This window comes from Actinomadura sp. RB99, from assembly GCF_014706005.1.
Lineage (GTDB): Bacteria > Actinomycetota > Actinomycetes > Streptosporangiales > Streptosporangiaceae > Spirillospora.
In genome coordinates this window covers 93,750-117,611 of record NZ_JABMCA010000003.1, presented here as the reverse complement: position 1 = coordinate 117,611, position 23,862 = coordinate 93,750, and the positions used below count along the sequence as shown (strand labels likewise).

At 72.9% G+C, this 23,862-nt stretch carries 21 protein-coding genes; 19 read left to right on the top strand and 2 right to left on the bottom strand.

Annotated features, from left to right (window positions below; genetic code table 11):
• Window positions 1-248 precede the first annotated feature (248 nt).
• From amrb99_RS04140 to amrb99_RS04105, 8 genes are all read left to right on the top strand, one after another.
• Window positions 249-683: a hypothetical protein gene (locus tag amrb99_RS04140; RefSeq protein WP_190852434.1), complete on the top strand. Its 435-nt coding sequence runs from the start codon at window positions 249-251 to the stop codon at window positions 681-683.
• A gap of 258 nt (window positions 684-941) precedes the next feature.
• Entirely contained in the window at window positions 942-1,943 is a 1,002-nt protein-coding gene (locus amrb99_RS04135) for a ketoacyl-ACP synthase III (protein ID WP_190852430.1), read from the top strand.
• Between the two features lie 5 nt (window positions 1,944-1,948).
• Entirely contained in the window at window positions 1,949-2,773 is an 825-nt protein-coding gene (locus tag amrb99_RS04130; protein ID WP_241755223.1) for a glycosyltransferase, read from the top strand.
• A complete protein-coding gene (locus tag amrb99_RS04125) occupies window positions 2,770-3,933 on the top strand; it encodes a cytochrome P450 (RefSeq protein WP_190852425.1) in 1,164 nt (387 codons plus the stop codon). Before amrb99_RS04130 ends, amrb99_RS04125 begins: the two co-directional genes overlap by 4 nt.
• Window positions 3,930-5,456 (top strand): class I adenylate-forming enzyme family protein, encoded by a 1,527-nt coding sequence (locus amrb99_RS04120; protein WP_190852414.1) that lies wholly within the window; start codon window positions 3,930-3,932, stop codon window positions 5,454-5,456. The genes amrb99_RS04125 and amrb99_RS04120 overlap by 4 nt, the downstream gene beginning before the upstream one ends.
• Complete coding sequence (locus amrb99_RS04115; RefSeq protein WP_190852412.1) at window positions 5,453-6,379, top strand: NAD(P)-dependent oxidoreductase; 927 nt, start codon at window positions 5,453-5,455, stop codon at window positions 6,377-6,379. The genes amrb99_RS04120 and amrb99_RS04115 overlap by 4 nt, the downstream gene beginning before the upstream one ends.
• Before the next feature lie 49 nt (window positions 6,380-6,428).
• Window positions 6,429-7,160 (top strand): Clp protease N-terminal domain-containing protein, encoded by a 732-nt coding sequence (locus amrb99_RS04110; protein WP_190852409.1) that lies wholly within the window; start codon window positions 6,429-6,431, stop codon window positions 7,158-7,160.
• Between the two features lie 1,199 nt (window positions 7,161-8,359).
• On the top strand, window positions 8,360-8,815 hold the full coding sequence (locus tag amrb99_RS04105) for a VOC family protein (RefSeq protein ID WP_190852406.1): 456 nt from the start codon (window positions 8,360-8,362) through the stop codon (window positions 8,813-8,815).
• 128 nt (window positions 8,816-8,943) lie between these two features.
• Here the strand turns inward: amrb99_RS04105 and amrb99_RS04100 are convergent, their stop codons facing one another.
• Window positions 8,944-10,221: an HNH endonuclease signature motif containing protein gene (locus amrb99_RS04100; protein WP_190852404.1), complete on the bottom strand. Its 1,278-nt coding sequence runs from the start codon at window positions 10,219-10,221 to the stop codon at window positions 8,944-8,946.
• Between the two features lie 709 nt (window positions 10,222-10,930).
• Between amrb99_RS04100 and amrb99_RS04095 the strand changes: the two genes are divergently transcribed.
• The 3 genes from amrb99_RS04095 (at window position 10,931) to amrb99_RS04085 (ending at window position 13,732) form a co-directional block, all read left to right on the top strand.
• Window positions 10,931-11,920: an alpha/beta hydrolase gene (locus tag amrb99_RS04095; protein ID WP_190852402.1), complete on the top strand. Its 990-nt coding sequence runs from the start codon at window positions 10,931-10,933 to the stop codon at window positions 11,918-11,920.
• An 87-nt stretch (window positions 11,921-12,007) separates the two neighbouring features.
• Entirely contained in the window at window positions 12,008-12,625 is a 618-nt protein-coding gene (locus tag amrb99_RS04090) for an NIPSNAP family protein (RefSeq protein ID WP_347256521.1), read from the top strand.
• 42 nt (window positions 12,626-12,667) lie between these two features.
• Window positions 12,668-13,732 carry a DUF4037 domain-containing protein gene (locus amrb99_RS04085; RefSeq protein ID WP_206699783.1) on the top strand — a complete coding sequence of 355 codons (1,065 nt, stop codon included), beginning with the start codon at window positions 12,668-12,670 and terminating at the stop codon, window positions 13,730-13,732.
• On the opposite strand, the gene amrb99_RS04080 is transcribed toward amrb99_RS04085, so the two are convergent.
• Window positions 13,729-15,270, bottom strand: a complete 1,542-nt coding sequence (locus amrb99_RS04080) for a PucR family transcriptional regulator (RefSeq protein WP_190852400.1) — start codon at window positions 15,268-15,270, stop codon at window positions 13,729-13,731. The two genes, amrb99_RS04085 and amrb99_RS04080, sit on opposite strands and share 4 nt — an antisense overlap.
• A gap of 202 nt (window positions 15,271-15,472) precedes the next feature.
• Here amrb99_RS04080 and uraD point away from each other — a divergent pair, with 202 nt between their 5' ends.
• From uraD to amrb99_RS04040, 8 genes are all read left to right on the top strand, one after another.
• Window positions 15,473-15,967, top strand: coding sequence for a 2-oxo-4-hydroxy-4-carboxy-5-ureidoimidazoline decarboxylase (gene uraD, locus amrb99_RS04075; protein WP_190852398.1), 495 nt, complete (start codon window positions 15,473-15,475; stop codon window positions 15,965-15,967).
• Window positions 15,964-16,278, top strand: a complete 315-nt coding sequence (gene uraH, locus amrb99_RS04070; RefSeq protein ID WP_190852396.1) for a hydroxyisourate hydrolase — start codon at window positions 15,964-15,966, stop codon at window positions 16,276-16,278. The genes uraD and uraH overlap by 4 nt, the downstream gene beginning before the upstream one ends.
• Window positions 16,279-16,282: 4 nt before the next feature.
• Window positions 16,283-17,149: a factor-independent urate hydroxylase gene (gene pucL / locus amrb99_RS04065; RefSeq protein ID WP_190852394.1), complete on the top strand. Its 867-nt coding sequence runs from the start codon at window positions 16,283-16,285 to the stop codon at window positions 17,147-17,149.
• Window positions 17,150-17,158: 9 nt separating this feature from the next.
• Complete coding sequence (locus amrb99_RS04060) at window positions 17,159-18,031, top strand: FAD binding domain-containing protein (RefSeq protein ID WP_190852391.1); 873 nt, start codon at window positions 17,159-17,161, stop codon at window positions 18,029-18,031.
• Window positions 18,031-18,516, top strand: coding sequence for a (2Fe-2S)-binding protein (locus amrb99_RS04055; protein WP_190852389.1), 486 nt, complete (start codon window positions 18,031-18,033; stop codon window positions 18,514-18,516). The genes amrb99_RS04060 and amrb99_RS04055 overlap by 1 nt, the downstream gene beginning before the upstream one ends.
• Window positions 18,513-19,865: an 8-oxoguanine deaminase gene (locus tag amrb99_RS04050; RefSeq protein ID WP_347256520.1), complete on the top strand. Its 1,353-nt coding sequence runs from the start codon at window positions 18,513-18,515 to the stop codon at window positions 19,863-19,865. The genes amrb99_RS04055 and amrb99_RS04050 overlap by 4 nt, the downstream gene beginning before the upstream one ends.
• A complete protein-coding gene (gene pucD, locus amrb99_RS04045) occupies window positions 19,866-22,220 on the top strand; it encodes a xanthine dehydrogenase subunit D (protein ID WP_190852387.1) in 2,355 nt (784 codons plus the stop codon).
• Between the two features lie 174 nt (window positions 22,221-22,394).
• Entirely contained in the window at window positions 22,395-23,840 is a 1,446-nt protein-coding gene (locus amrb99_RS04040) for an NCS2 family permease (RefSeq protein WP_190852385.1), read from the top strand.
• Window positions 23,841-23,862: the final 22 nt, after the last annotated feature.

The following is a 23,862-nucleotide window of genomic DNA, read 5'->3' as shown; positions in this document are numbered from 1 at the left end:
AGTGTCTCGCTCGGCGATTGTCCCGTTGATGCGGAGTTGGCCTCCCATTTCAGCAGGCGAAATCCAGTGGCGCTTCTATTGCCATGGTCCCGTGCCGGAACTCAAGATCTCGCCGTGGTGACCTTCCTCACCGCCACGCGGCCTTGAATTGAGAACGTGTTCTAGTTCGATGCTCCGGACCGGGGCGTTCGGGTGCCGCGGCCGTCCATTAGCCTGGGGCGTGCACTCCCCCCGCGCCGGAGACGTCCATGCCCGCTGAATTCGACGAGCCCGTGTTCGACGAGGAGTTCGTCAGGAACGCCGCGTTCACCGAACCCTCCGCACGCGAGCGCGCTCAGCCGCCCCGCCGCACGCGGCGGTGGCGCGGCGCCGGGCGCCCCGCCGGACGCCTGCGCGGCCGCCTCGGCGTCCGGGCCTGGCGGGCCCGGCGGCGGTACCGCGGCGAGCCGAGCCACCGCCGGGCGGTCATCCAGGTGATCGGCGGCGTGCTCGTCCTGGTGGCCATCTCGATCGCGCTGTGGTGGTGGCAGTCGGGCTCGCGCCGGAGCGACGACGGGAACCCGGTCGGCCCGGCGGCGACCATCATCGTCTCCCCGCTGCCCTCGGCCCCGCCCGCCGTGTCGGAGATACCGCGCGCCGCGGCGCCCGCCGTGCCGAGCATGCCGGACGTGCCCGCCGGCTGACGTCCCGCCCGGTATCCGACGTCCCGCCCTGTGCCTGGCGTCCTGCCTCGTCTGACGTCATGCCCTGTACCCGACGCCGTGCCGCCGTGGCCGGAACCGGCTGGTCCGGCAAAGTACTCATTCGGGATGAGCGCGACTACTCACCGCGAATCAGGCTAGAACGCCTGGTCGGTCTTCCGTAGGGTCTCCCTGTCCGGACGCGGCCGGGGCCCGCGAACCTGGCTTTCCCACACAGGACGAGGACCGGGGGACCAGCCCATGAGAGCCCGCATCACCGCCGTCGCCGCGCACCTGCCGCCGCGCGTGGTCACCAGCGCCGAGGTCGAGGCCCGCGTCGCCGCCGAGAGCCCCGGCTACCGGCCGCACCCCACGATCGTCGAGCGGATGACCGGGATCCGGGCTCGCCATGTCATGGCCGACGGCGAGCAGGCGTCCGACCTGGCCGTCGCCGCCGCCCGCAAGGCGCTCGACCGGCGCGGCCTCGGCGCCGACGCCCTCGACCTGCTCATCTTCGGCTCCGCGTCGCAGGACCTGATCGAACCCGCCACCGCGCACATCGCCGCCGCCAAGCTCGGCGCGTCCTGCCCGGTGTTCGACGTCAAGAACGCCTGCAACAGCTTCCTCAACGCCCTCCAGACGGCGGACGCCCTGATCCGCACCGGCCAGCACGAGCGGGTGCTGGTCTGCACCGGCGAGAGCCCGTCCCGCGCGATCCGCTGGACGGTGCGCGACCGCGCCCAGTTCGCGGACGCGTTCGCGGGCTACACCCTCTCCGACGGCGGCGCCGCGATGCTCGTCGAGGCCGCGCCCGACGGCGGCATCTTCTACCGCGACTTCGCCGCCGTCTCCAGCGCCTGGGGGATCGGCACCCTCCCCGCCGGCGGGTCGATGCACCCGCGCGACCCCGAGTACGCCTACTTCAGCGGCGACGGGCGGCGGCTCAAGGAGGCGTTCCTCGCGGCCGGCCCGGAGATCTTCGCCAACGCCCTCACCAAGACCGGCCTGACCTGGGACGACTTCGCGGTCGTGGCCGTCCACCAGGTGACCCTGCCGTATCTGGAGGTGCTGCGGGCGACGCTCGGCGTCCCGCCCGACCGGCTCGTCGTCACGCTGCCCGAGCACGGCAACGTCGCGTCCGCGAGCCTGCCGCTCCAGCTCGACACCGCGATCGCGGAGGGACGCTGCCGTCCCGGCGACCGCGTCGCCCTCATCGGCCTCGCCGGCGGCGTCAGCCTCGGCGTCATGTTCGCGGAGCTGTGACCGGCATGCCTCCGACCACGCCCCCGACCACGCCGCCGGCCACACCCCCGACCACACCGGCCGCCGAGCCGGGCGTCATGAACCTGTGGGTCGTCGTCCCCGCGTTCGACGAGGAGCGCTCGATCGGCGCGACCCTGCACCGGCTCGCCGCGCAGACCGACCCCGGCTTCACGCTCGCCGTCGTCGACAACGGCAGCCGCGACGGGACCGCCGCCGCCGTCCGGGCGTTCGCCGAGGAGCATCCGGCGATGGACGTCCGGATCGTCCCGGAACCGGAGAAGGGGACGGGCGCCGCCGCCGACACCGGCTTCCGGCACGCCATCACCGCCGGCGCCACGCACATCGCCCGCACCGACGCCGACTGCCTGCCCGCTCCCGGCTGGATCGCCGCGGTGAAGCGGGCGTTCGCGGACGGGCTCGAGATGGTGTCCGGCCCGCTGCGCCCCCGCACCGACGAGTTCCCGCTGAAGCTCTGGGAGCGCCGGCTGCTTCCCGCCGTCATCGGGATCGCGGCCACGTTCGGCCGGTTCCGCCCCGGCAACCAGGACCCGCTGTACCTCGGCCCGTACGTGATGATGCCGGGCTGCAACGTCGCCATCACCGCCGACCTGTACAAGCGGGCCGGCGGGTTCCCGCGCACCCGCATCGAGGACGTCCACGAGGACCGCGCCCTCGTCAACCGCGTCCGCTACCTGACCGACGCCTACGGCCTCCGCAAGGACGTCGCCGTGTACGGGTCGGTGCGGCGGCTGCGCGCGTTCGGCCTGGTCAAGACCCTCGGCTGGTACGCCGATCACCGCTACATGCCCGAGGTCGTGGACATCCGATGAGGTTCCCGGACTGGGAGCGGCGGCTCTACCTGACCGCGCATCCCTTCGCGTATCCGCTGCTGAGAGGGCTCGCCCGGCGCGGGCCGATCGTCCGCGTGCCGGGGCTCGGCGTCGTCGTGAACGCGGCGCCGCTCGCCCGCGAGGTGCTGATGGACGGCGAGACGTTCCGCAAGGACGGCCCCGGCTCGCCGGGCGACCTGTGGACGCCCGTGCTCGGCCCGTCCGTCCTGCTGAACATGGAGGGCGACGCGCACCGCGCCCTCCGCGGCCGCCTCACCGACCTGTTCACCCCGTCCTACACCGACGCGCTGTGCGCGCGCGTGCTCGCGGACCCGCTGGCGCGGCTCGCCGACCGCCTCGCGCGCGGCGCGACCGTCGACCTCGTGGACGCCGCGCGCGTCATGGCGGGCGCCGTCATCAGCGAGGTCATCGGCCTGGACGCGGGCACGGAGGCGGACTGGCGGCACCTGTTCGAGCAGGGCGAGCGGATCGTGTCGATGGTGTCGCTGCGGACGCGGCGCCTCACCCCGGCGCAGGTCGAACGGGCCCGCGCCGTCCTCGACCCGCTCGGCGCCATCGCCGTCAAGTCCTACGCCGGCGGCGACGAGTCCACGGTCATGGGGCGCATGCGGACCCTCGGCCTCTCCGAGGACGAGGCGCGCGGCGCCGCCGGCGCCTTCTTCCTCACCGGCACCGAGACCGTCGCGACCCTGCTGCCCCGCCTGATCGCGCTGCTCGCCGACTCGGGGCAGCTGCCGAGGGTCGCCGCCGCGCGCGGGCTGCTCGACCGGGCGATCGACGAGGCGATGCGCGTGACCACGCCGACGCCGGTGATGCTGCGGAGCGTGCACCGCCCCGCGGTCGTCGGCGGCGTCGCGATCCGCCCGGGGGACCGGGTGCTCATCGCCACGCACAACTGCTGCCGCGACCATGGGCCCTTCGACCTCGAACGCCCGCACCCGCCGGAACTCCGGCGCCTCTGGTTCGGCGCCGGCCCGCATTTCTGCATCGGCTACCCCCTCGCCATGGCGCAGATCCGGCGGGTCGCCCGGACGCTCCTGGACGCCGCCCCCTTGCGCATCACGAGCCGCGCCGCCGCCCGCGGCGTCCTGATCCCGACCTACCGCCATCTCGCCGTCCGTTCGGAGGCCGTCGCATGACGCTCGTCCGGCAATTGCTCGACCAGGCGGCGCGCACACCGGGCGATGTCGCCCTGGTGTCCGGGAACGGCGCGCGGCTCACGTACGGCGAATTGCGGCGCCGGGTTCTCGCCGTCCGCCACGGACTCCTTTCCGCGGGCCTCGCGGAAGGCGACGGAGTGCTGTTCTCCGTCCGCCCGTCGCCGGAATCACTCGTCCTCGCGCTGGGCGTCGTCGCCGCCGGTGGGGTCGTGGTGTTCGCCGACCCCGGGGCCGGGCCGGAAATGTTCACGGCCCGGCTCCGGCTGGCGCGGCCGCGCTGGTCCGCCGCGGAATCGGTGCTCTATGCGGGCAGCCGGCTGAGAATGGTCCGGGCCTATGCGCGGAGGCGCGGGCTGCTGCTTCCGAACCTCGCCGAACTGCGGATCCCCGGCGAGGACCCGATGCGGCACGTCCATGTCGGGCGCCGCCTCCCGGGAGTGCCGCGAGGCTCCCTGCCGCTCGCCGACCTGCTGCGCGGCGACGCCCCGGAACCCGAACGGGACACCGACCCCGATGCCCCCGCCGCCGTCATCTTCACCTCCGGGACGACCGCGTCCCCGCGCGCCGTCGTCCATTCCCAGGCGTCCCTTGCCGCGGCCCTCGGCCTTTTCCGCGACCGCATGCCCCTCGGAACCGGCGACGTCGTCCACACCGACCAGCTGATGCTCGGACTGCCGACGCTGATATCCGGCGCCCGCTGGTCGATGCCGCCGCTTTTCTGCTCGCCCGCCGATTTCGTGCGCCTCATGCGCGAGCGCGGCGCCACCCACACGTTCTGCGTTCCCGTCCATCTCGCCGAGATCCTGGACGCGGCGCCGGAACTGCCGCCGTCGCTCCGGTACGTCCTGCTCGGCGCCGCACCCGCGCCCGCTGGAATCCTGGAACGCGCGACGAGCGCGACGTCCGCCGAAGTGCTCTCCGTCTACGCGATGACCGAGATCCTGCCGGTCGCGATCGCGTCGGCCGAAGAGAAACTTGCGCACACCGCGTCCGGCGCCGAAGGCGACCTTCTGGGCGCTCCTCTTCCCGGCGTGGGAGCACGGCTCGCCGATGACGGGGAACTGCTCCTTTCCGGTCCGAACCTCTGCCGCGGCTATCTCGGCGCCGAACCGTTCAAGGAACTCGCCACAGGCGACCTGGCCCGCCTCGACAACGGGCGGATCATCCTGACCGGCCGGAAGAAGGACATGCTCATCCGGGGCAAATTCAACCTCTACCCGGGCCTCTACGAGCCCGCGATCGCCGCGCTGCCCGGCGTCGACGAGGCCGCCATCGTCGGCGTCCCCGACCCCGGCACCGGGGACGAGGAGGTCGTCCTCGCTGTGACCGGCACCGCCGACCCCGCGCATCTCCGCCGCGAGCTCCCCGCCGTCATCGACCACGACGCGCTGCCCGACCGCGTCATCGTCCTCGACGCGCTGCCCCGCTCCGGCCGCACCCGCAAGCTCGACCGCGACCGCCTCCGCGACCTCGCGGCACGGCACCGGGGGACGCCCGGATGAGGATCGCGGTCACCGGCGCGTCCGGCTTCGTCGGCGGCGCGGTCTGCCGCGCCCTGACCTGCCGCGACATCACCGCCATCGGGTTCGGCCGGCGGCCGTCCGTCCCGCCCGGCCACCTCGCCGGCGCCCCCTACCGCTCCTGGGACCTCACCCGCGGGCCGATCCCGGACGCGCCCGCCGTCGACGCCGTCGTCCACTGCGCGGGCAGCGTCACCGACTGGGGACGGCCCGCCGACCTGTTCGCCGCCAACCTCACCGGCACGCGCAACGCGCTCGCGTCCTTCCCCGGCGCGCGGTTCGTGCACGTCAGCACCGCCAGCGTGTACGACCCCCACCGGCCCAGCGTCATGGCCACCGAGGACCAGGCGCCCGTCGGCCGCTACCTCAACGCCTACGGCGCCTCCAAGGCCGCCGCCGAACGGCTCGTGCTCGGACGCGAGGCGATCGTCCTGCGCCCGCACGCCGTCTACGGGCCGGGCGACACCACGCTGCTGCCGCGCGTCCTGTCCGCCGTCCGCGGCCCGTTCCTGCCCGCGGTCGGGACGGGCCGCCAGCGGATCAGCCTGACCTCGATCGCCAACCTCGTCCAGGCGTGCCTGCTCGCCGCGACCGGTCCCGTCTCCTCCGGCGTCTTCAACGTCGCCGACGCCGCCCCGATCGTCATCGACGACGCGTTCCGCGCCATCCTCGCCGAGCGCGGCGTCGCCGCCCGCCCCGTCTACATCCCGGCGCGCCTCGCCCGGCCCCTCGCCACCGTCGCCGAGGGCGCCTTCCTGCTGGCCCGCCGCCCCGAGCCGCCGCGCCTCACCCGCTACGCGATCAGCCACCTCGCCGTCGAGCGGACCCTCGACATCACCGCCGCCCGCGACGTCCTCGGCTACGCCCCGCACGCCACCGCCTTCGCCGGAGCCGCCGCCTGGTAACCGTCAACTGCCGGTTGACGATCCTGGATCGTCAACCTATGGTTGACGCATGAGCGAATCCGCGCAGACCGACGTCCAGATCCGGCTGGACGACCTCATCGCCGCCATCAAGAAGGTCCACCCCGACGCCCTCGAACAGCTCACCAGCGCCGTCGTCGCCGCCGAGCACCTCGGCGAGGTCGCCGACCACCTCATCGGCCACTTCGTCGACCAGGCCCGCCGCTCCGGCGCGTCCTGGACCGACATCGGCAGGAGCATGGGCGTCAGCAAGCAGGCCGCGCAGAAGCGCTTCGTCCCCAAGGGCCTGACGGGCGACCTCGACCCGTCCCAGGGGTTCTCCCGCTACACGCTCCGCGCCCGCAACGTCGTCGTCACCTCGCAGAACGAGGCCCGCGCCGCCGGCAGCCCGGAGATCGGCCTCGCCCACCTGGTCCTCGGGCTGCTCGCCGACCCCGAGTCGCTCGCGGCCAAGGCCATCACCGCGCAGGACGTGCTGCTCGACACCGTCCGGCAGACCGCCACCGCCGCGCTGCCCCCGGAGTCCGCCGAGCTGCCCGCCCTCATCCCCTTCGACCAGGACGCCACGAAGGTCCTCGAACTGACCTTCCGCGAGGCCCTCCGGCTCGGCCACAACTACATCGGCACCGAGCACATCCTGCTCGCGCTCCTCGAACACGAGCACGGCACCGGCGTCCTCTCCGAGGCCGGCGTCACCAAGCCCGCCGCCGAGGCCCACATCACCGCCGCCCTCGCCGCCATCGTCGCGGGCCGCACGCAGTAGCCGTCCACCTATCGAGCCCCCGAGTGCTGCCGCCATTCGGGGGCCGCAACCTGCGCGCGGGCCTGTCGTCGCTGGTCCGTCTTTGTCGGCTCGCTGGAGGCGCCTGGCCGAAGGGCAGTGGCTTCTACGGCGCGGTGTGGGGCGGCGGAGGTGACGAAATTGCGGCTGCGCGAGGTGCGTCCAGCCTGGACGTTCGCGGAGCGGGCCGGTTGGGGTTTTGCGGGTGGACTGCTTGCTCCTAGGGGCGGGACGTGGAGCGCGGGGGACGCGGAGTTTGGGGAACGAGGAGCGCGGGGGGCGTGGAGTGTGAGGACCGAGGAGCGCGGGGGGCGTGGTGTGCGGGGGGCGTGGAGTGCGGGGGACGCGGAGTGCGGGGGACGCGGAGGGCGGCGGGATAGGAGTGCGGTGGGACTAGGACCTGCCTTGAAGTGGCCACGGCCGCACGTGCGAACGCGTGACCTGGCCGGTGGAGCGAAGCCGGAGGCGAGCGGAGCCGGGCAGATCACGAAGCGATGCCGCGTTCGCCCAGGCCCGGTCACGTAGCGAGCCGCCAGGCGAGCGAACTGGGCCGGGGCGTTGAAGCACGGCCTAGTGCTTGCGGGCATGGCCTGGGGAGTCGGCGGGCGGGAGTGGTGTTACGGCGGTGGGCCGGAAGTGATGTTGCCGGGGTGGGTTGGGGTGGTGTTCGGCGGTGAGGGCTGAGGTGGTGTTCGGCCGTGGGCGCCGGGATGGATGTTCGGACGTGTGGCGGGGTGAGGGTTCCGGGAGGCGGGTCGGGAGCGGCGGTGGTGGACGGGGGTGGTTGAGCGAGGTTCCTGGTTGAGCCGGGCTGGTTGGGCAGAGGGAGCGGTGGGTCGGGATCTGGTTGAGCGGACAGGGCATGGAGAGCTGGGAGAAGTGCGTCCTGGGTCTTCAAGATGGGTGTTCGGGAGATCGGCGTGAGGGGTGTTCGGGTGGTGGGGTTGCGCTTGCGTACGGGGCCGCCCCTCCAAAGTCAAGGGCGCCTTCGGCGTCGCTTCGCGATGGACTTCGTCCACCCTTGACTTTGGAGCCTCTGCGGCCCCTGAGGCAGCGTTAGGGGCAGGCTCCGCCTGCCCCGCCCCTGGGTCGCGCCACCCCACCACCCCCTTCCGTAAGGGAGGTCGAGCGGCTTTAGCGATGGCATCGCTCTGTCCGACCTCTCTGGGAGCTTGTGAGGCATGGACGTCACCATGCAACTGGTCATCGACTGCGCCGAGCCGAAGAGATTGGTGGCCTTCTGGTGCGAGGCTCTCGGATACCTGCCCGAGCCGCCACCCGACGATCACAGCAGTTGGCGAGAGTATTGGACGGCATTAGGAGTCCCCGAGGAAGAGTTGCCCGCTGGGGCCGGTGAGGTGCCGGAGTCGATCGTGGATCCAGCGGGACAAGGCCCCCGTGTGTGGTTCCAACGCGTCCCCGAACCAAAGGTCGTCAAGAACCGGCTGCACCTTGACCTGAAGGTGAGCGGCGGTCGAGCCGTCCCATTGTCCGTTCGGGTTCAGCGGGTCAATGCCAAGGCGGCACGTCTGACCAGCGCAGGCGCCACGGTGCTGCGGACACTGGGTGGGCCTGACCTGGATCACTACGCCGTCGTCCTGCTGGACCCAGAAGGAAACGAGTTCTGCGTGGCTTGAGCCATGAGAGGTGCGCTGCCGCTGGCGGACCACAGGCGTCGTGATGTGGTTGCGAGGGCATGGCTATCCGCCCGATCCTCCCGATTTGATTGGTACGGGTGCACCGGTGCAGGAGAGCGGCGCTGCGGTTATGCGGCCCAGTCGAGGGCGGGGCTGTCGGGTGGGCCGATGTTGCCCGGTGGTCCGGCCCCGGTTGCGGATGCTCGGGCGTCGGCTGGTGGGAGTAGCCGGTAGATGTATCGCCCGTCCTGATCTTTGGTGATCTGGATCTGGTCGGGGCGGCTGTGCTTGAAGCGGTTGTGCCATCCGCAGGTGAGGGCGAGTTGGTCGATGTCGGTGGGCGATCGCCCGAGCGCCCATCCGTGGACGTGGTCGACCTCGCACAGCGTTCCGGGGACCTCGCAGCCTCGTACCGCGCACGAGGGGTAGAGCGTTTCCAGCACCTGCCGCTGGGCCGCACTGGCGAAGCGTTCCCGGTGGCCGAGGTAGAGCGGTGTGTTTCCGCGTCCGAGGAGGAGGGGTGAGACTCCGGCGGCCAGTGCGATGCGGCGCGCCTGGGCGGCGGGGATCGGTGACCCGTCGGTGAGGCGGGCGGGTGCGTTGCCGCCGGTGAGCGTCTCCAGGTCGCAGATGACGGTGATCTTGGACGCCTTGTGCCCGCCTGAGAGGACGCTCGACAGTGCTGCCGCCGTCCGTTCGGAGAGGTCTCGGCGGTCGTCGGGTCCGGCCGGCTTGGCCAGCGGAGCGAGCGTGCCGTCCCAGATCGCGGCGTCCTCGGGGTTCAGCCACCCTTTGACGTACCGGCCGCCGTCCAGGGATCGGGTGGTGGTGAGCCAGGAATTGTCGTAGCCGCGCTTGGTGTCCTCGTCGGGGGCGTCTTCGGTGTCGTCGCGTTCGGCGATGAGGTCGCGGATGCGGCGGCCGAACGCGGCTACCTTTCCGGCCGAGAAGCCCTGCTCGACAAAGCCCAGCAGCGTCGCCTCCGCCTCGGCGCAGTCGTGGTCGTCCAGGCGGGCGACCGAGTCGGCGACGGTGGCGGCGTATCCGTAGGACAGCTCCCCGGCTGCGAGCTGTGCGCAGACTTCCGGTAGGCGGTGGCGCTGCCGGGCGAGGGTGAGGCGCTCCTTGGCTCGGCTGTCGCGCATGCCCAACCGCGACCGCAGCCATGCCTGGGTGGAGGGATATCCCCACCGGGCCTGCTCTCCGGCGGCGTCGACTCGGCCGATGAATCCGGCGAGTGCGCTTTCCTGCATATCGGACGCGGCCACAAGTGTTTCGGTGAGTTCCAGGCACGCGGCCGCTGATTCCGGGGCTTCTCGCGATGCGAGTTCAGTGGCGATGGTTGAGAGTGCGTTCACCAGTTCCATGGTGGACGCGACCTCGAGCCCGACCGTCACTGATTGCATACGTAAATAGTACCCTGTGTGACCGACATTCGAGGCCGTTCAAGGCCGTTCCGGCCACATTCTTCCCGGTATTTTTTGGGCGGGAAAGGCTGCTGGACCTCGTGGCCTGTTGCCGATCTTCGCGCCTCACGCAAGGGAGATTCGTCCCTGACGGAGGGGGGTGGTGGGGTGGCGCGACCCGGGGGCGGGGCAGGCGGAGCCTGCCCCCATCACCTGCCTAGGGGCCGCAGAGGCTCCAAAGTCAAGGGTGGACGAAGTCCATCGCGAAGCGACGCCGAAGGCGCCCTTGACTTTGGAGGGGCGGCCCCGTACGCAAGCGCCACCCCACCACCCGAACACCCTTTCTCGGGTAAACGCGTCTACCCATGTCCCTTGCGCGGAAATCTCGAACGCTGCCCACAAGGAAGCCGTTTCAACGCCTCCAAGAAGGCCATCCGAACGTCCAGATCAAGTAGACATCGAAGGCCCGCAGCTCGATACCAGTAGATCATCCTGACTGGATCGAACATTTCGGTATGGCGCACGGGTGAGCCAAAGCATGCGAAGCCAGACCAGACGAAGCGACGCCCACACAGCCCCCGCACAGCGCCCACACAGCCCCCACACAGCCCCCGAACAGCGCCCGCACAGCGCCCACACGGCCCTACCGGATCTCGACCCGCTCGCGAGCCCGCGATGAGTTGGGGGTGTGGCGGCGGTCTGACTCTCCATGGAGTCCTTCATCAAGGTCAACGGCACGGCCCTGTGCGTGGAGACGTTCGGGGACCCGGCCGAGGCGCCCCTTCTGCTCATCGGAAACACGATGCTCACCTGGCCGGACGAGCTGTGTGAGCGCTTGGCGGCGGTTCGGCGGTTCGTCGTCCGCTACGACCTGCGCGGCACCGGACGATCCACACCCACCGCCCAGCCCGCCACCACCACACCATCCACCACCTCACCCACCGCCGCCCCATCCACCGGCCAGCCCGCCGCCAACCCGGGTGACGGCTCCCAGCCTGAAGCCACACAGGCCGAGACGGCTTCGGTGGGTTCGTCGGGGCTCGATTACACGTTGCGTGATCTGGTCGCGGACGCGGCCGGGGTGTTGGACGCGCACGGGCTCGCGGCGGCGCATGTCGTCGGCTTCGGGACCGGCGGCTGGATCGCCCAGCTCCTCGCCCTCGACCACCCGGACCGCGTCGCGGGCCTCACGCTGATCGCGACCCGGCCGACCGCGCCGGGGCCGAACGATCCGGATCTGCCCGAGCACGCGCCCGAGCTCATGGCGCATTTCATGAATCCGCCCGCGGTCGACTGGAGCGACCGCGGGCAGGTCGTCGAGTTCATGGTCGGGAACGCGCGCCATCTCGCGGGGGCGGGGTTCGACGAGGCGGAGGCGCGGACGGGGATCGAGCGGATCCACGACCGCGCCGACGTCACGTCCCGCGATCCGGGGGAGGCCCTTCGGGGAGACCTGATGGGGACGGCGTTCGCCGCGATGGACTGCACGCCGCGCTGGCGGGAGCGGCTCGGCTCCATCGCCGTGCCGGCGCTGGTGGTGCACGGGGAGGACGATCCGTTCTTCCCGCTCGGCAACGGCCGCGCCCTCGCCGCCGAGATCCCCGGAGCGGAGCTTCTCGTCCTGCCGGGCATGGGCAACGAGCTTCCCCGGCGGACGTGGGACGCGCTCGTCCCGGCGCTGGTCCGCCACACGTCCTGACCAGGCCGGCGGAGTGGCCCGAATCCGGCGGGAAATGGCCGGGATGCGGGTCGTGCGCGGCCGGGTGCCGCGGTGACGCTTGGGCCCGTGAACGTGATCGAGTTGCGGCAGTACAGGTTGCGCCCGGGGCGGCGGGACGAGCTGATCGAGCTGTTCGACCGGGAGCTGGTCGAGCCGCAGGAGGCGGCCGGCATGACCGTGCTCGGCCAGTTCCGGGACCTGGACGATCCGGACAGGTTCGTCTGGCTCCGGGCGTTCGAGGAGCTGGAGGGACGGGGCGAGGCGCTGCGCGCGTTCTACTTCGGCCCGGTGTGGAAGGCGCATCGGGACCAGGCGAACGCGACGATGCTGGACTCGTCGGACGCGCGGCTCCTGCGGCCGCTGCGTCCGGTTCCCGAGCCGGGCCCGCGGCCGCCGGTCGGTGCCCAGGAGCCGGGCGGGCCGGTCTTCGCGTTCCTGTGGTCGTTCGGTGACCGGCTCGCGGAGGTCGAGCGGTCGATGCTGGACGAGGTCGTCCCGCTGTACGGCCCGGACGCGCTGGCTCTGGCGACGCTGGAGGCGGAGAACGACTTCCCGGCGCTGCCCGTCCGGACGGGTGACGGCCACGTCGTCGTCATCGCCTCCCGCGAGGTGGAGCTTCCCGGCGGCGTGCCGGAGCCGCAGGTGCTGCGGCTGGCGCCGACCGGCCGGTCCGCGCTGCGCTGAAATGGTTGGCCCGGTCACCGTCCGGTCTGCTGGGGTGGGCGGGTGGACGGTCATCTGCAGGGCGCGGACCTGGCCCGCGCGTACTTCGACGATCTCGTGCGGCCGCTGCTGGACGCGCACTTCCCCGGCGTCCCGTACGCGGCGGCGCGGCTCGGGTCCGGTTCGGACGTGCTGGGGTTCGACGACGTCACGAGCCGCGACCACGACTGGGGCTGCCGCCTGACGCTGCTGCTGGACGACGCGGCGGCGGGCGCGGTCCCGGACGTGACGGCGATGCTGGAGCGGGAACTGCCGGACCGGTACGGCGGCCGCCCCGTGCGGTTCCCGGTCACCTGGGACCAGGCGGCGACGCACAAGGTGGAGGTCTCGACCGTCGCCGCGTTCTGCCGGTTCCGGCTGGGCGTCGACCCGACCGGCGGGCTGTCGGTGCTCGACTGGCTGTGCCTGGTGGGGCAGTGCGTCCTGGAGGTGACGGCGGGGCCGGTGTTTGCGGACGGGACGGCGTCGCTCGCCGGGATCCGCGAGGCGCTCCGCCGCTGTCCGCCGGACGTCGAGCGGTACGTCCTGGCGGCGTGGTGGCGGCGCGCGTCCCAGTGGATGCCGATCATCGGGCGGGCGGCCGAGCGCGGGGACGAGTCGGGGTCGCGGATCCTCGCCGCGCGGGTCGCGGAGGATCTGATCCGGCTGGCTTTCGCGCTGTCGGGCGAGTGGGCTCCGTACGGGAAATGGCGCGGTACGGCGTTCAAGGAACTGCCCGTCGCGCGACGTCTGGCGGAGCCGCTCGATATCGCGGTGGCCGCGCCGGAATGGCGGGAAAGGGAGGCGGCATTGGCGGAGGCCGCCGAGATCCTGCTGGACGTCCAGCGCGAGCGCGGCCTCCCGGCCCCAGGCAAGGCCGTCGTCCAGTTCTGGGACCGCCCGTACCGGACGGTGGATGACGCGGTCGCCGCCGAGCTGGTCGCCGGTATCACCGATCCCGAGGTCGCCGCGCTGCCGCCGTACGTCGGGTCCGTCGAGCAGTGGGTCGACAGCGTGGACGTCCTCGCCCACGCCGATCGCCGCGCCGCCCTCCAGATCGCGTACCGCACGTGGATCGGCGGCGGTTAGGAGAGCCGGAGCGCGAGGAAGAAGTCGACGCGGTCCTCCAGCCGGGCGAGGTCGCGGCCGGTCAGGTCCTGGATGCGCTGGATCCGGTACCGGACGGAATTGACGTGCAGATGCAGTTGTTCGGCGCACCGCGTCCATGACCCGGAGTTCTGCAGGAACGTCTCCAGGGTGCGGATCAGATCGGCCTTGTGCACCTCGTCGTATCTGCGCAGCGGGTCGAGCAGCCGCACCTTGAACATCTGCCGGACGTCCTCCGGAACGGTCGCCAGCAGCAGGACGTGCGTGGCGAGTTCGTCGTGCCGGACGACGCACACCGGGTCGGTGCGGCCGGAGGCGAGCCGCCGCGCGTAGCGGGCCTCGTCCACGGCTCCCCGCAGCTCGCGGGCCCCGACGACGTCGCTGACGCCGACCGCGATCCCGGCGCCCGCCAGGCCCGGCGCGAGCGCGGCCAGCGCGCTCCGGACCGACGCGGCGACGTCCGGCACCGGCCCTCCGGCCGCGGACCAAGGGGCGTCGGGCACCGGGACGAGCGCGATGGCCTCCTCGTCCAGCAGTCCCACGACGGGACGCGGGACGGGCATGACCTCGCCGAGGACGGACCGCAGCTCGCCGGGCCGCAGCGTCCCGCGCCCGGCGGCGGCGACCGCGACGTAGGAGGCGTGCGGGTCGAGCCCGGCCAGCTCCAGCCGCGGGAGGATCTCGTCGGCCGCCGCGGCGGACACCACCAGCCGGACGAGCTCCTGCGCGAGCCGCCCCTCGGCGCTGAGCCGGTCGTCCAGCCGGGCCCGTTCGAGCGCGGCGATCGCGGCGAGCTCGGTGGTGAGGGCGCGGCGCTCGGCGGGCCAGTCGGCGTGGTCGCCCGCGCAGGCGACGAACCAGTCCGCGACGCGGGAGGTGGTGTCCTCCGCCACCGGGAAGAGCGTCACGCCGGCGGCGGCCAGGTGGTGCGGGAGCCGCGGTGCGGTGAGGAAGGCGCGGGCCAGCGCGGCGCCGTCGGGGGCGCCGGGCGGTCCGGCGACGACGCGTCCGGTTGCGGTCAGCACCCAGCAGCGCATCCCGAGGTCGCGGCCGACGAGGTCGAGGACGGCGCCGAGGCCGGCGCCCTCGCTCATCCCGGCGACGAGCCGGCGGTGCCGGTCCAGGACGGCGGTGAGGTCGGCGGCGCGCGCGCCGGACAGGTGCCGCACGACCTCCTCGGTGACCGTCGCGAACGCCACGTCCTCCGGGACCTTGAACAGCGGGATGCGGTGCCGGCGGCACGCGTCGACGAGATCGTCGGGGATGGTGCCCGTGGCGAGGTCCCAGGCCGCCAGCGCGGACACCCCGGCCTCGGCGAGCGCGCGCACGAACACCTCGGAGTCGGCTGGTCCGGACCGCCAGACCAGGCCGGTCAGCACCAGCTCCTTGCCGCCGAGGTACCGCCCGGGTTCCAGCAGGTCGGTGGTGACCACCCAGGTGATCACCCGGTCCAGCAGGTCGCCGCCGGTGACGACCTCCAGCCGCAGCTCCGGCATGTCGAGCAGCGCGCGCAGCTTCATAGGACCAGTTAACCCACCGTTCGGCGGGCCGGGTGTCAACGGTCCGCGGCCGCGATTGGAGCAACGCACGAAAACACCGGCATGAGCGGGGTCACAGTTCGGATGTCCTGTCCCTTCACCCCGTCTCCGGTTGCCGTATCTACTGGCGGCAATGACTCGGACGGAACGACGCACACGCGAACGACGGTGAAGGGAGGCGCCGGTGGGGGAACGGCTCGACGTCACGGAGGGCGGGCTGCTGGCGTGCTGCGCGTCCCGCCGCTGGGCGGCCGAGGTCGCGGCCGGACGGCCGTACGCGGACCTCGCGGAGCTCCGGGCCGCCTCGGCGGCGGCGCTCGCGGGCCTGGACTGGGCCGATGTCGAGGAGGCGCTCGCCGCGCATCCCCGGATCGGTGACCGGGCGCGCGGCGAGGGGCGGGAGGCGGCGTGGTCGCGGGGCGAGCAGTCCGGGATGGACGCGGCGGCGGCGGAGCTGCGGGCGGCGCTGGTGGAGGGCAACCGGGCCTACGAGGAGCGGTTCGGGCACGTCTTCCTCATCTGCGCCACCGGCCTGAGCGCCGCCGAGATGCTCGCCGCGCTGCGCGAGCGCCTGGGCAATGACGACGAGGCCGAGCGGGCGGCCGTCCGGGGGGAGCTGGCGAAGATCGTCGATCTGCGGCTGGCCAGGCTCGCCGGCGGACCGGAGGAGGAGCGATGAGCCTGTCGACGCACGTGCTGGACGCGGCGAAGGGCCTGCCGGCGGCGGGGGTCGCGGTCAGGCTCGACCGGCGGGAGCCGGACGGGACGTGGACGCCGGTCGCCGCGGCCCGCACCGACGCCGACGGCCGGATCAAGGAGTGGGGCGCCGAGCCGGGCGCGGGCGTGCACCGGCTGACGTTCGACACGTCCGGGTTGTCCGACTTCTACCCGGAGGTCACCGTCGCGTTCACGATCGACGATGCCGGCCGGCACTACCACGTCCCGCTGCTGCTGAGCCCGTTCGCCTACTCGACCTACCGAGGGAGCTAGCCCGATGGCCATCGTTCTCGGCCCGAACCGCTACGGGAAGGCGGAGGTCCGCGTCGTCCGCGTCACCCGGGACGGCGGGACGCACAGCATCCGGGACCTGAACGTCGGGGTGTTCCTGTCCGGCGACATGGACGACGTGCACCTGACCGGCGACAACTCCGCCGTCCTGACGACGGACACGCAGAAGAACACCGTGTTCGCGTTCGCGAAGAAGTACGGGATCGGGGAACCGGAGGAGTTCGGGCTACTGCTGGCGCGGCATTTCGTGGACTCGCAGCCGACCGTGCACCACGCCCGCGTGCGGATCGAAGAGTACGCGTGGGACCGGATCACCGGCCCGCACTCGTTCGTCCGGGGCGGGACGGAGGTCCGGACGGCGCTGGTGCACAGCGACGGCTCGGACGGCGCCGAGTCGGTGGTGTCCGGCCTGACGGACCTGACCGTCCTGAACTCGACCGGCAGCGAGTTCCACGGGTTCGTCCAGGACGAGTTCACGACCCTCGAACCGACCGATGACCGCATCCTCGCGACGGCGGTGACGGCGCAGTGGCGGCATCGCGGCACCGGCTCGGACTGGGGCGGGTCGTACGCGGCCGCCCGCGCCGCCCTGCTGGACGCGTTCGCGACGACGCACAGCCTGTCGCTGCAGCAGACGCTCTACACGATGGGCCGCCGGGTGCTGGAGGAGCGGCCGGAGCTGTGCGAGGTGCGGATGTCGATGCCGAACAAGCACCACTTCCTGGTCGACCTGGAGCCCTTCGGGATGGACAACGACAACGAGGTCTACTTCGCGGCGGACCGCCCGTACGGGCTGATCGAGGGCACCGTGCTCACCGACGACGCCCCGGACGCCCCGTCCGCGTGGCAGTGAGGAGACGGCATGGAGTTCCTGCGCCCGGCGACCTGGGCGGACGCCCTGGCCGCGAAGCGCGAGACGCCGGGGGCGCTGCCGATCCAGGGCGGCACCGACGTCATGGTGGAGATCAACTTCGACGTGCGCCGGCCGGCGGCGCTGCTGGACCTGAACCGGGTCCGGGAGCTGGCCGAGTGGGACGAGGCGGACGGCCGCCTCCGGATCGGCGCCGGCGTCCCGTACGCGCGGGTGATCCGCGAGCTGGGGGACCGGTTGCCGGGCCTGGCCCAGGCGTCCCGGACGGTCGGCTCCCCGCAGATCCGCAACCGCGGCTCGATCGGCGGCAACCTCGGCGCCGCGTCGCCTGCGGGCGACAGCCATCCGCCGCTGCTGGCGGGGGACGCGGTGATCGAGGTGGAGTCGGCGGAGCGCGGCGTCCGGATGATCCCGGCGACCGGGTTCTACCTGGGCGTGAAGCGGAACGCGCTGGAGCCGGACGAGCTGATCCGCGCGGTCTGGACCGCGCCCGCGCCCGGCCCGCAGTACTTTTCCAAGATCGGCACGCGGAACGCGATGGTGATCGCGGTGTGCTCGTTCGCGGTCGCGCTGCATCCAGGCGAGCGCCGCGTCGGCACCGGCGTCGGCTCCGCCGCCCCCACGCCGCGCCGCGCCACCGCCGCCGAGGAGTTCATCTCCGGCGAGCTCGACTGGGACGGCCGCGGCCCGCTGCCCGACGCGGCGGCGCGGCGGTTCGGCGAGCTGGTCCGCGAGGCCGCCGCGCCGATCGACGACGTGCGCGGCACCGCCGGCTACCGCAGGCACGCCCTGGCGGTGATGGCGCGCCGCACGCTGACCTGGGCCTGGAACGAGCACCGCGCGAAGCGAAGGGAGGCGTCCTGATGCGCGTCAACGTCACCGTCAACGGCTCGCAGGAGACCGTCGACGATGTGTGGGAGGGCGAGAGCCTGCTCTACATGCTGCGGGAGCGGATGGGGCTCCCCGGTTCGAAGAACGCCTGCGAGCAGGGCGAATGCGGCTCCTGCACGGTCTACCTGGACGGCGTCCCGGCGTGCGCGTGCCTCGTCGCGGCGGGCCAGGTCGAGGGGCGCGAGGTCCGCACCGTCGAGGGCCTGGCGGAGGGGCGGCCGGGTGACGAGCGCCTCGACCCCGTCCAGCAGGCGTTCCTGGAGGCGGGCGCCGTCCAGTGCGGGTTCTGCACGCCCGGCCTGATCGTCCAGTCCCATGACCTGATCGCACGCAACCCCGCGCCGTCCGACGCCGAGATCCGCGAGGCGCTGGCCGGCAACCTGTGCCGCTGCACCGGCTACGAGAAGATCCTCGACGCGGTGCGGCTGGCGGCCCGGCGAAAGGCTGCACTCACGTGACGACCATCATCGAGAACGCGCACGTCGTGACCGTGTCCGGGGACGAGCACCCCGGCGGGCACCTCGTGATCGAGGGCGACCGGATCACCGCCGTCGGCGCCGGCCCCGCCCCGGACGTCGCGGGCGCGGACCGGATCGACGGGACCGGCTGCCTCGCCACCCCCGGCCTCGTCAACGCGCACCACCACCTGTACCAGTGGGCAAGCCAGGGCCTCGCCACCGACAGCACGCTGTTCGAATGGCTCACCACGCTCTACAAGCCGTGGTCGAAGATGGACGCCGAGGTCGTCGCGGGGGCCGCGAGCGCCGGGCTCGGCTGGCTCGCCAAGTCCGGCTGCACGACCGCGTCCGACCACCACTACCTGTTCCCGCGCGGGCGCGGCGACCTGTTCGCCGCCGAGATCGAGGCGGCCGCGGAGCTCGGCGTCCGGTTCCAGCCGTGCCGCGGCTCGATGGACCGGGGCGCGTCGCAGGGCGGCCTCCCGCCGGACGAGGTCGTCGAGGACCTCGACACGATCCTCACCGAGACCGCGGCGGCCATCGACCGCCACCACGACGCCTCGTTCGGCTCGATGCTGCGGATCTCGGTCGCGCCGTGCTCGCCGTTCTCCGTCACCCGCGACCTGCTCGTCCGGTCCGCCGAACTGGCGCGCGAGAAGGGCGTCCGGCTGCACACCCACCTCGCCGAGACCCTCGACGAGGAGGAGCACACCACCGAGCACTTCGGCATGACCCCGACCGAGTACCTCGACTCGATCGGCTGGCTCGGCCCGGACGTGTGGCTCGCGCACTGCGTCCACCTGCACGACACCGACATCAAGCGGCTCGCCGAGACCGGCACCGGCACCGCGCACTGCCCGAGCTCCAACGCCCGGCTCGGCGCCGGCATCGCCCGCGTCGCGCACCTGCTGGAGGCGGGCGCGCCGGTCGGGCTGGGCGTGGACGGGTCGGCGTCGGCGGAGCTCGTCCCGCTCGCCGGGGAGATCCGGCAGGCGGTCTACATGCAGCGCGCCCGCTACGGCCCGGACGCGCTGACCGCCCGGCAGGCGCTGGAGATGGCGACCCTCGGCGGCGCCCGCTGCCTCGGCCGCGAGGACGAGATCGGCACCCTCGAACCCGGCAAGCTCGCCGACGTCGCGCTGTGGCGGGTCGACGGGTTCCACGCCGCCGTCGACGATCCGGTGGTCGCGTTCGCGTTCGGCGGCACCCCGCCGCTGGAGCGGCTGCTCGTCGGCGGCCGGACCGTCGTCGCCGGCGACACGCTCGTCTCCGTCCCGCAGGACGTGGTCGGGCGGCGCGGCGCCGACGCGCACCGGCGCCTCATGCGGCTCGCGGAGGAGGTCCTCTAGATGGCGTCTCCGGTCAGGACACCCGGCCACGTCGCCGCCCCAGGGGACGGCGGCGTCGGCGACAGCCCGCTGCGCCCCGACGGCGCCCTCAAGGTCGCCGGCGAGTTCGCGTACGCGTCCGACCTGTGGATGGACGGGATGCTGTGGGGCGCGACGCTGCGCAGCCCGCACCCGCGCGCCCGCATCCGCGCGATCGACATCGGCCCCGCGCTGGCGGTGCCGGGCGTGCACGCCGTCCTCACCCACGAGGACGTCCCCGGCAAGAAGGTGTACGGGGAGGACCACACGGAGGACCAGCCCGTCCTCGCGATCGGTGAGGTCCGGCACCAGGGCGAGCCGGTGGCGGTCGTCGCCGCCGACCATCCCGAGACCGCGCGGCGCGCCATGGAGCGCATCGCTGTCGACTACGAGGTGCTGGAGCCGATCACCGACCCGCGCGCGGTGATCGCCGACCCGGAGGGGCTGAAGGTGCAGCCGCTCGGCGGCATCACCCGGTACCAGCCGGTCCGGGTCGGGGACGTCGACGCCGCGCGCGCTCAGGCCGAGGTCGTGGTGGCGGAGGAGTTCGAGGTCGGCATCCAGGACCAGGCGTTCCTCGGACCGGAGGCGGGCCTGGCGGTCCCGGCCGAGGACGGCGGCGTCGACCTGTACGTGTCCACGCAGTGGATCCACAACGACCTGGCGCAGATCGCGCCGTGCCTCGGCCTGGACGAGTCGCAGGTGCACATGACCCTCGCCGGGGTCGGCGGCGCGTTCGGCGGCCGCGAGGACCTCTCGGTGCAGATCCACGCGGCGATGCTCGCGCTGCACACCGGCAGGCCGGTGAAGATGTCGTACAACCGGTACGAGTCGTTCTTCGGGCACGTCCACCGGCATCCCGCGTTCATGCGGTACGAGTACGGCGCCACGGCGGACGGGAAGCTCGTCTACGCCGACGTCGAGATCATCCTGGACGGCGGCGCGTACACCTCGTCCACGCGGAACGTCACGGGGAACGCCGCGTCGCTCGGCGTCGGCCCGTACGAGATCCCGAACATCAGGATCGACGCGTACGGGGTCTACACCAACAACCCGCCGTGCGGCGCGATGCGCGGGTTCGGCGCGGTGCAGGCGTGCTTCGCCTACGAGTCGATGATGGACCGGCTCGGCGCGGCCTGCGGGCTGGGCCCGCTGGAGATCCGCCGCCGCAACGCCGTCTCGCAGGGGTCGCGGCTCGCGACGGGGCAGGTCATCGAGTCGCCGGCGCCGCTCGCGGAGATGCTGACGCGGCTGGAGGCCATGCCGATGCCGCCCGCGTGCGACCCGTCCGACCTCCGGAACCTGCCGGGCGGCGCGTCCCAGACCACGCACGGCGAGGGCGTGGTGCGCGGCGTCGGCTACGGCGTCGGCATCAAGAACATCTGCTTCTCCGAGGGCTTCGACGACCTGTCCACCGCCCGCGTCCGGCTGGAGGTCATCGGCGGCGAGCCGACCGCGCTCGTGCACACCGCCGCCGCCGAGGTCGGCCAGGGGCTCGTCACCGTCCAGGCGCAGATCGCGCGGACGGAGCTCGGCGTCCAGAAGGTCACCATCGCCCCGGCGGACGACCGGGCCGGCGACGCCGGCTCGTCCAGCGCGTCCCGCCAGTCGTACATGTCCGGCGGCGCCGTCAAGACCGCGTGCGAGGCCGTCCGCGCCGAGCTGCTCGCGCGCGCCGCCCGCCGCTACGGGCACGGCGACCTCTCCATCGCCGGCGGGAAGATCGTCTCGCGGGCGGCCGGGGTGCTCGGCGGCATCGAGGACGTCCTCGGCGGCGACGCCATCGAGGAGACCCGCGAGTACCACCACCGGCCCACCACCGCCATGGACCCGGTCACCGGGCAGGGCACCACCCACACCCAGCTCGCGCTGTGCGTGCACCGCGCCGTCGTCGACGTGGACGTGGACCTCGGCTTGGTCAAGGTGGTCGAGATGGCCGCCGTCCAGGACGTCGGCAGGATCCTCAACCGGCTGTCGCTGGAGGGCCAGATCCACGGCGGCTCCGCGCAGGGCCTCGGCCTCGCCGTGATGGAGGAGATCGTCGTGTCCGGCGGCGTCGTCCGGAACCCGTCCTTCACCGACTACCTCATTCCGACCATCCTCGACATGCCGCCGATGCGGCTCGACATCCTCGAATACCCCGACCCGGACGCCCCCTACGGGCTCCGCGGCGCCGGGGAGCCGCCCACGCTGTCCTCCACGCCCGCGATCGTCGCGGCCGTCCGCGACGCCACGGGCCGGGAGCTCACCCGCGTGCCGATCCGCCCAGAGCACGTGTCCCTGCCGACCTCCTACGGGGAGCCCGCGCCCTCCGGCGTCCAGGAGACCTCCGGCTAGCGACCGGTCGGCAGGGGCGGCCCGCGCTCCGTTCTCGGGGGGACGGCGCGGGCGGCCCGCCCCACAACCGCACCAGATCGGCGAACGGGCGGCCCGGCGGGCCGGTCCGGTGGTCGATCACGCCCCCGTGCTCGCCCGGGGGCGGCCCCGGACCCCGGAAAGAGGGGATGCACCGTGACCGAGACCCGAGAGAGGCTTCCGGAGAAGCCGCCCGCCCCCGCCCGTTCCGCGCTCGACCGCCTCTTCGACCTGCGCGGGCGGGGCACGACCGTCGCCCGCGAGGCGCGCGGCGGGCTCACCACCTTCGTCGCGATGGCCTACCTGGTCATCCTCATCCCGCTGATCATCGGTGACGCGAAGGACGTCACCGGCGCCACCCTGGACCCGGCGCAGCTCACCACCATGGTCGCGCTGTCGGCCGGGCTGTCCACGCTGCTGATGGGCCTGGTCGGCAACGCGCCGCTGGCGATGGCGGCCGGGCTCGGCGTCACCCCGATCGTGGTGTTCCAGGCCGCGCCGCACATGACCTGGCCGCAGGCGATGGGCCTCGTCGTGCTGGAGGGCGCGGTGATCGTGCTGTTCGCGCTCACCGGGATCCGGCAGCTGATCATGGACGCGATCCCGCTGGCGATCAAGCAGGCGATCGGCGTCGGGATCGGCGCGTTCATCGCGCTGATCGGGCTGGTGGACGCCGGGTTCGTCGGCCACCACGACACCGCGTCCACGCCCGTCCAGCTCGGCGTGTTCGGGCAGCTCGTCGGCTGGCCGGTGCTGGTGTTCTGCGCCGGCCTGGTGCTGACGCTCGTGCTGTTCGTCCGCGGGGTGCCGGGCGCGATCCTCATCGGCATCGTCGCCGCGACCGTGTTCGCCGTCGTCGTCGACAAGGTCGCGAAGGTGGACCCGAAGTCCTGGGGCGCGGTCGAGCCGAAGCTGCCCCACTCGGTCGTCGCGACGCCCGACTTCGGGCTGCTGTTCAAGGTCGACCTGTTCGGCGGGTTCGGCCGGGCCGGCGCCGTCACCGCGACCGTCGTGCTCTTCACGCTGGTGCTGTCCGGGTTCTTCGACGCGATGGGGACGATCCTCGGCGTCTGCGAGGAGGCCGGGATGACCGACGAGAACGGCAGGCTGCCCGGCCTCGGCCGCATCCTCACCGTGGACGGGTTCGGCGCGATCGTCGGCGGCGGCGTGAACGGGTCGGCGAACACGGCGGTCGTGGAGTCGGCGGCGGGCGTCGCCGAGGGCGCCCGCACCGGACTCGCGAGCGTCGTCACCGGCCTGCTGCTCACCGCGCTGATCTTCCTGACGCCGCTCGCCGGGGTCGTCCCGGTCGGCGCCGCCGCGCCCGCGCTGGTCGTGGTCGGCGCGCTGATGATGGCGCACGCCCGCAAGATCGACTGGGCCGACCTGGAGATCGCGGTCCCGGCGTTCCTGACGATCGTGCTGATGCCGTTCACCTACTCGATCACGGTGGGCGTCGCCGCCGGCGTGCTCGTCCACACCCTGGTGAAGGTGGCGCGCGGGAGGTTCTCGGAGATCCACTGGCTGCTGTATCCGCTGTCGCTGGTCTTCGTCGCCTACTTCGCGCTCCACCCGATCGAGGAAGCCCTCGGGATCGGTTGAGCCCGCGAGAGGAGAGACGGGG

Bases quoted from the DNA above. Each gene is read 5' to 3' on its own strand.
- amrb99_RS04110 (WP_190852409.1), top strand. From the start codon at position 6,429: ATGAGCGAATCCGCGCAGACCGACGTCCAGATCCGGCTGGACGACCTC.
- amrb99_RS04095 (WP_190852402.1), top strand. From the start codon at position 10,931: ATGGAGTCCTTCATCAAGGTCAACGGCACGGCCCTGTGCGTGGAGACG.
- uraH (WP_190852396.1), top strand. From the start codon at position 15,964: ATGAGCCTGTCGACGCACGTGCTGGACGCGGCGAAGGGCCTGCCGGCG.
- amrb99_RS04055 (WP_190852389.1), top strand. From the start codon at position 18,031: ATGCGCGTCAACGTCACCGTCAACGGCTCGCAGGAGACCGTCGACGAT.
- amrb99_RS04135 (WP_190852430.1), top strand. From the start codon at position 942: ATGAGAGCCCGCATCACCGCCGTCGCCGCGCACCTGCCGCCGCGCGTG.
- amrb99_RS04060 (WP_190852391.1), top strand. From the start codon at position 17,159: ATGGAGTTCCTGCGCCCGGCGACCTGGGCGGACGCCCTGGCCGCGAAG.
- amrb99_RS04125 (WP_190852425.1), top strand. From the start codon at position 2,770: ATGAGGTTCCCGGACTGGGAGCGGCGGCTCTACCTGACCGCGCATCCC.
- amrb99_RS04115 (WP_190852412.1), top strand. From the start codon at position 5,453: ATGAGGATCGCGGTCACCGGCGCGTCCGGCTTCGTCGGCGGCGCGGTC.
- pucD (WP_190852387.1), top strand. From the start codon at position 19,866: ATGGCGTCTCCGGTCAGGACACCCGGCCACGTCGCCGCCCCAGGGGAC.
- amrb99_RS04105 (WP_190852406.1), top strand. From the start codon at position 8,360: ATGGACGTCACCATGCAACTGGTCATCGACTGCGCCGAGCCGAAGAGA.
- amrb99_RS04120 (WP_190852414.1), top strand. From the start codon at position 3,930: ATGACGCTCGTCCGGCAATTGCTCGACCAGGCGGCGCGCACACCGGGC.
- amrb99_RS04140 (WP_190852434.1), top strand. From the start codon at position 249: ATGCCCGCTGAATTCGACGAGCCCGTGTTCGACGAGGAGTTCGTCAGG.
- amrb99_RS04100 (WP_190852404.1), bottom strand. From the start codon at position 10,221: ATGCAATCAGTGACGGTCGGGCTCGAGGTCGCGTCCACCATGGAACTG.
- amrb99_RS04130 (WP_241755223.1), top strand. From the start codon at position 1,949: ATGCCTCCGACCACGCCCCCGACCACGCCGCCGGCCACACCCCCGACC.
- amrb99_RS04080 (WP_190852400.1), bottom strand. From the start codon at position 15,270: ATGAAGCTGCGCGCGCTGCTCGACATGCCGGAGCTGCGGCTGGAGGTC.
- pucL (WP_190852394.1), top strand. From the start codon at position 16,283: ATGGCCATCGTTCTCGGCCCGAACCGCTACGGGAAGGCGGAGGTCCGC.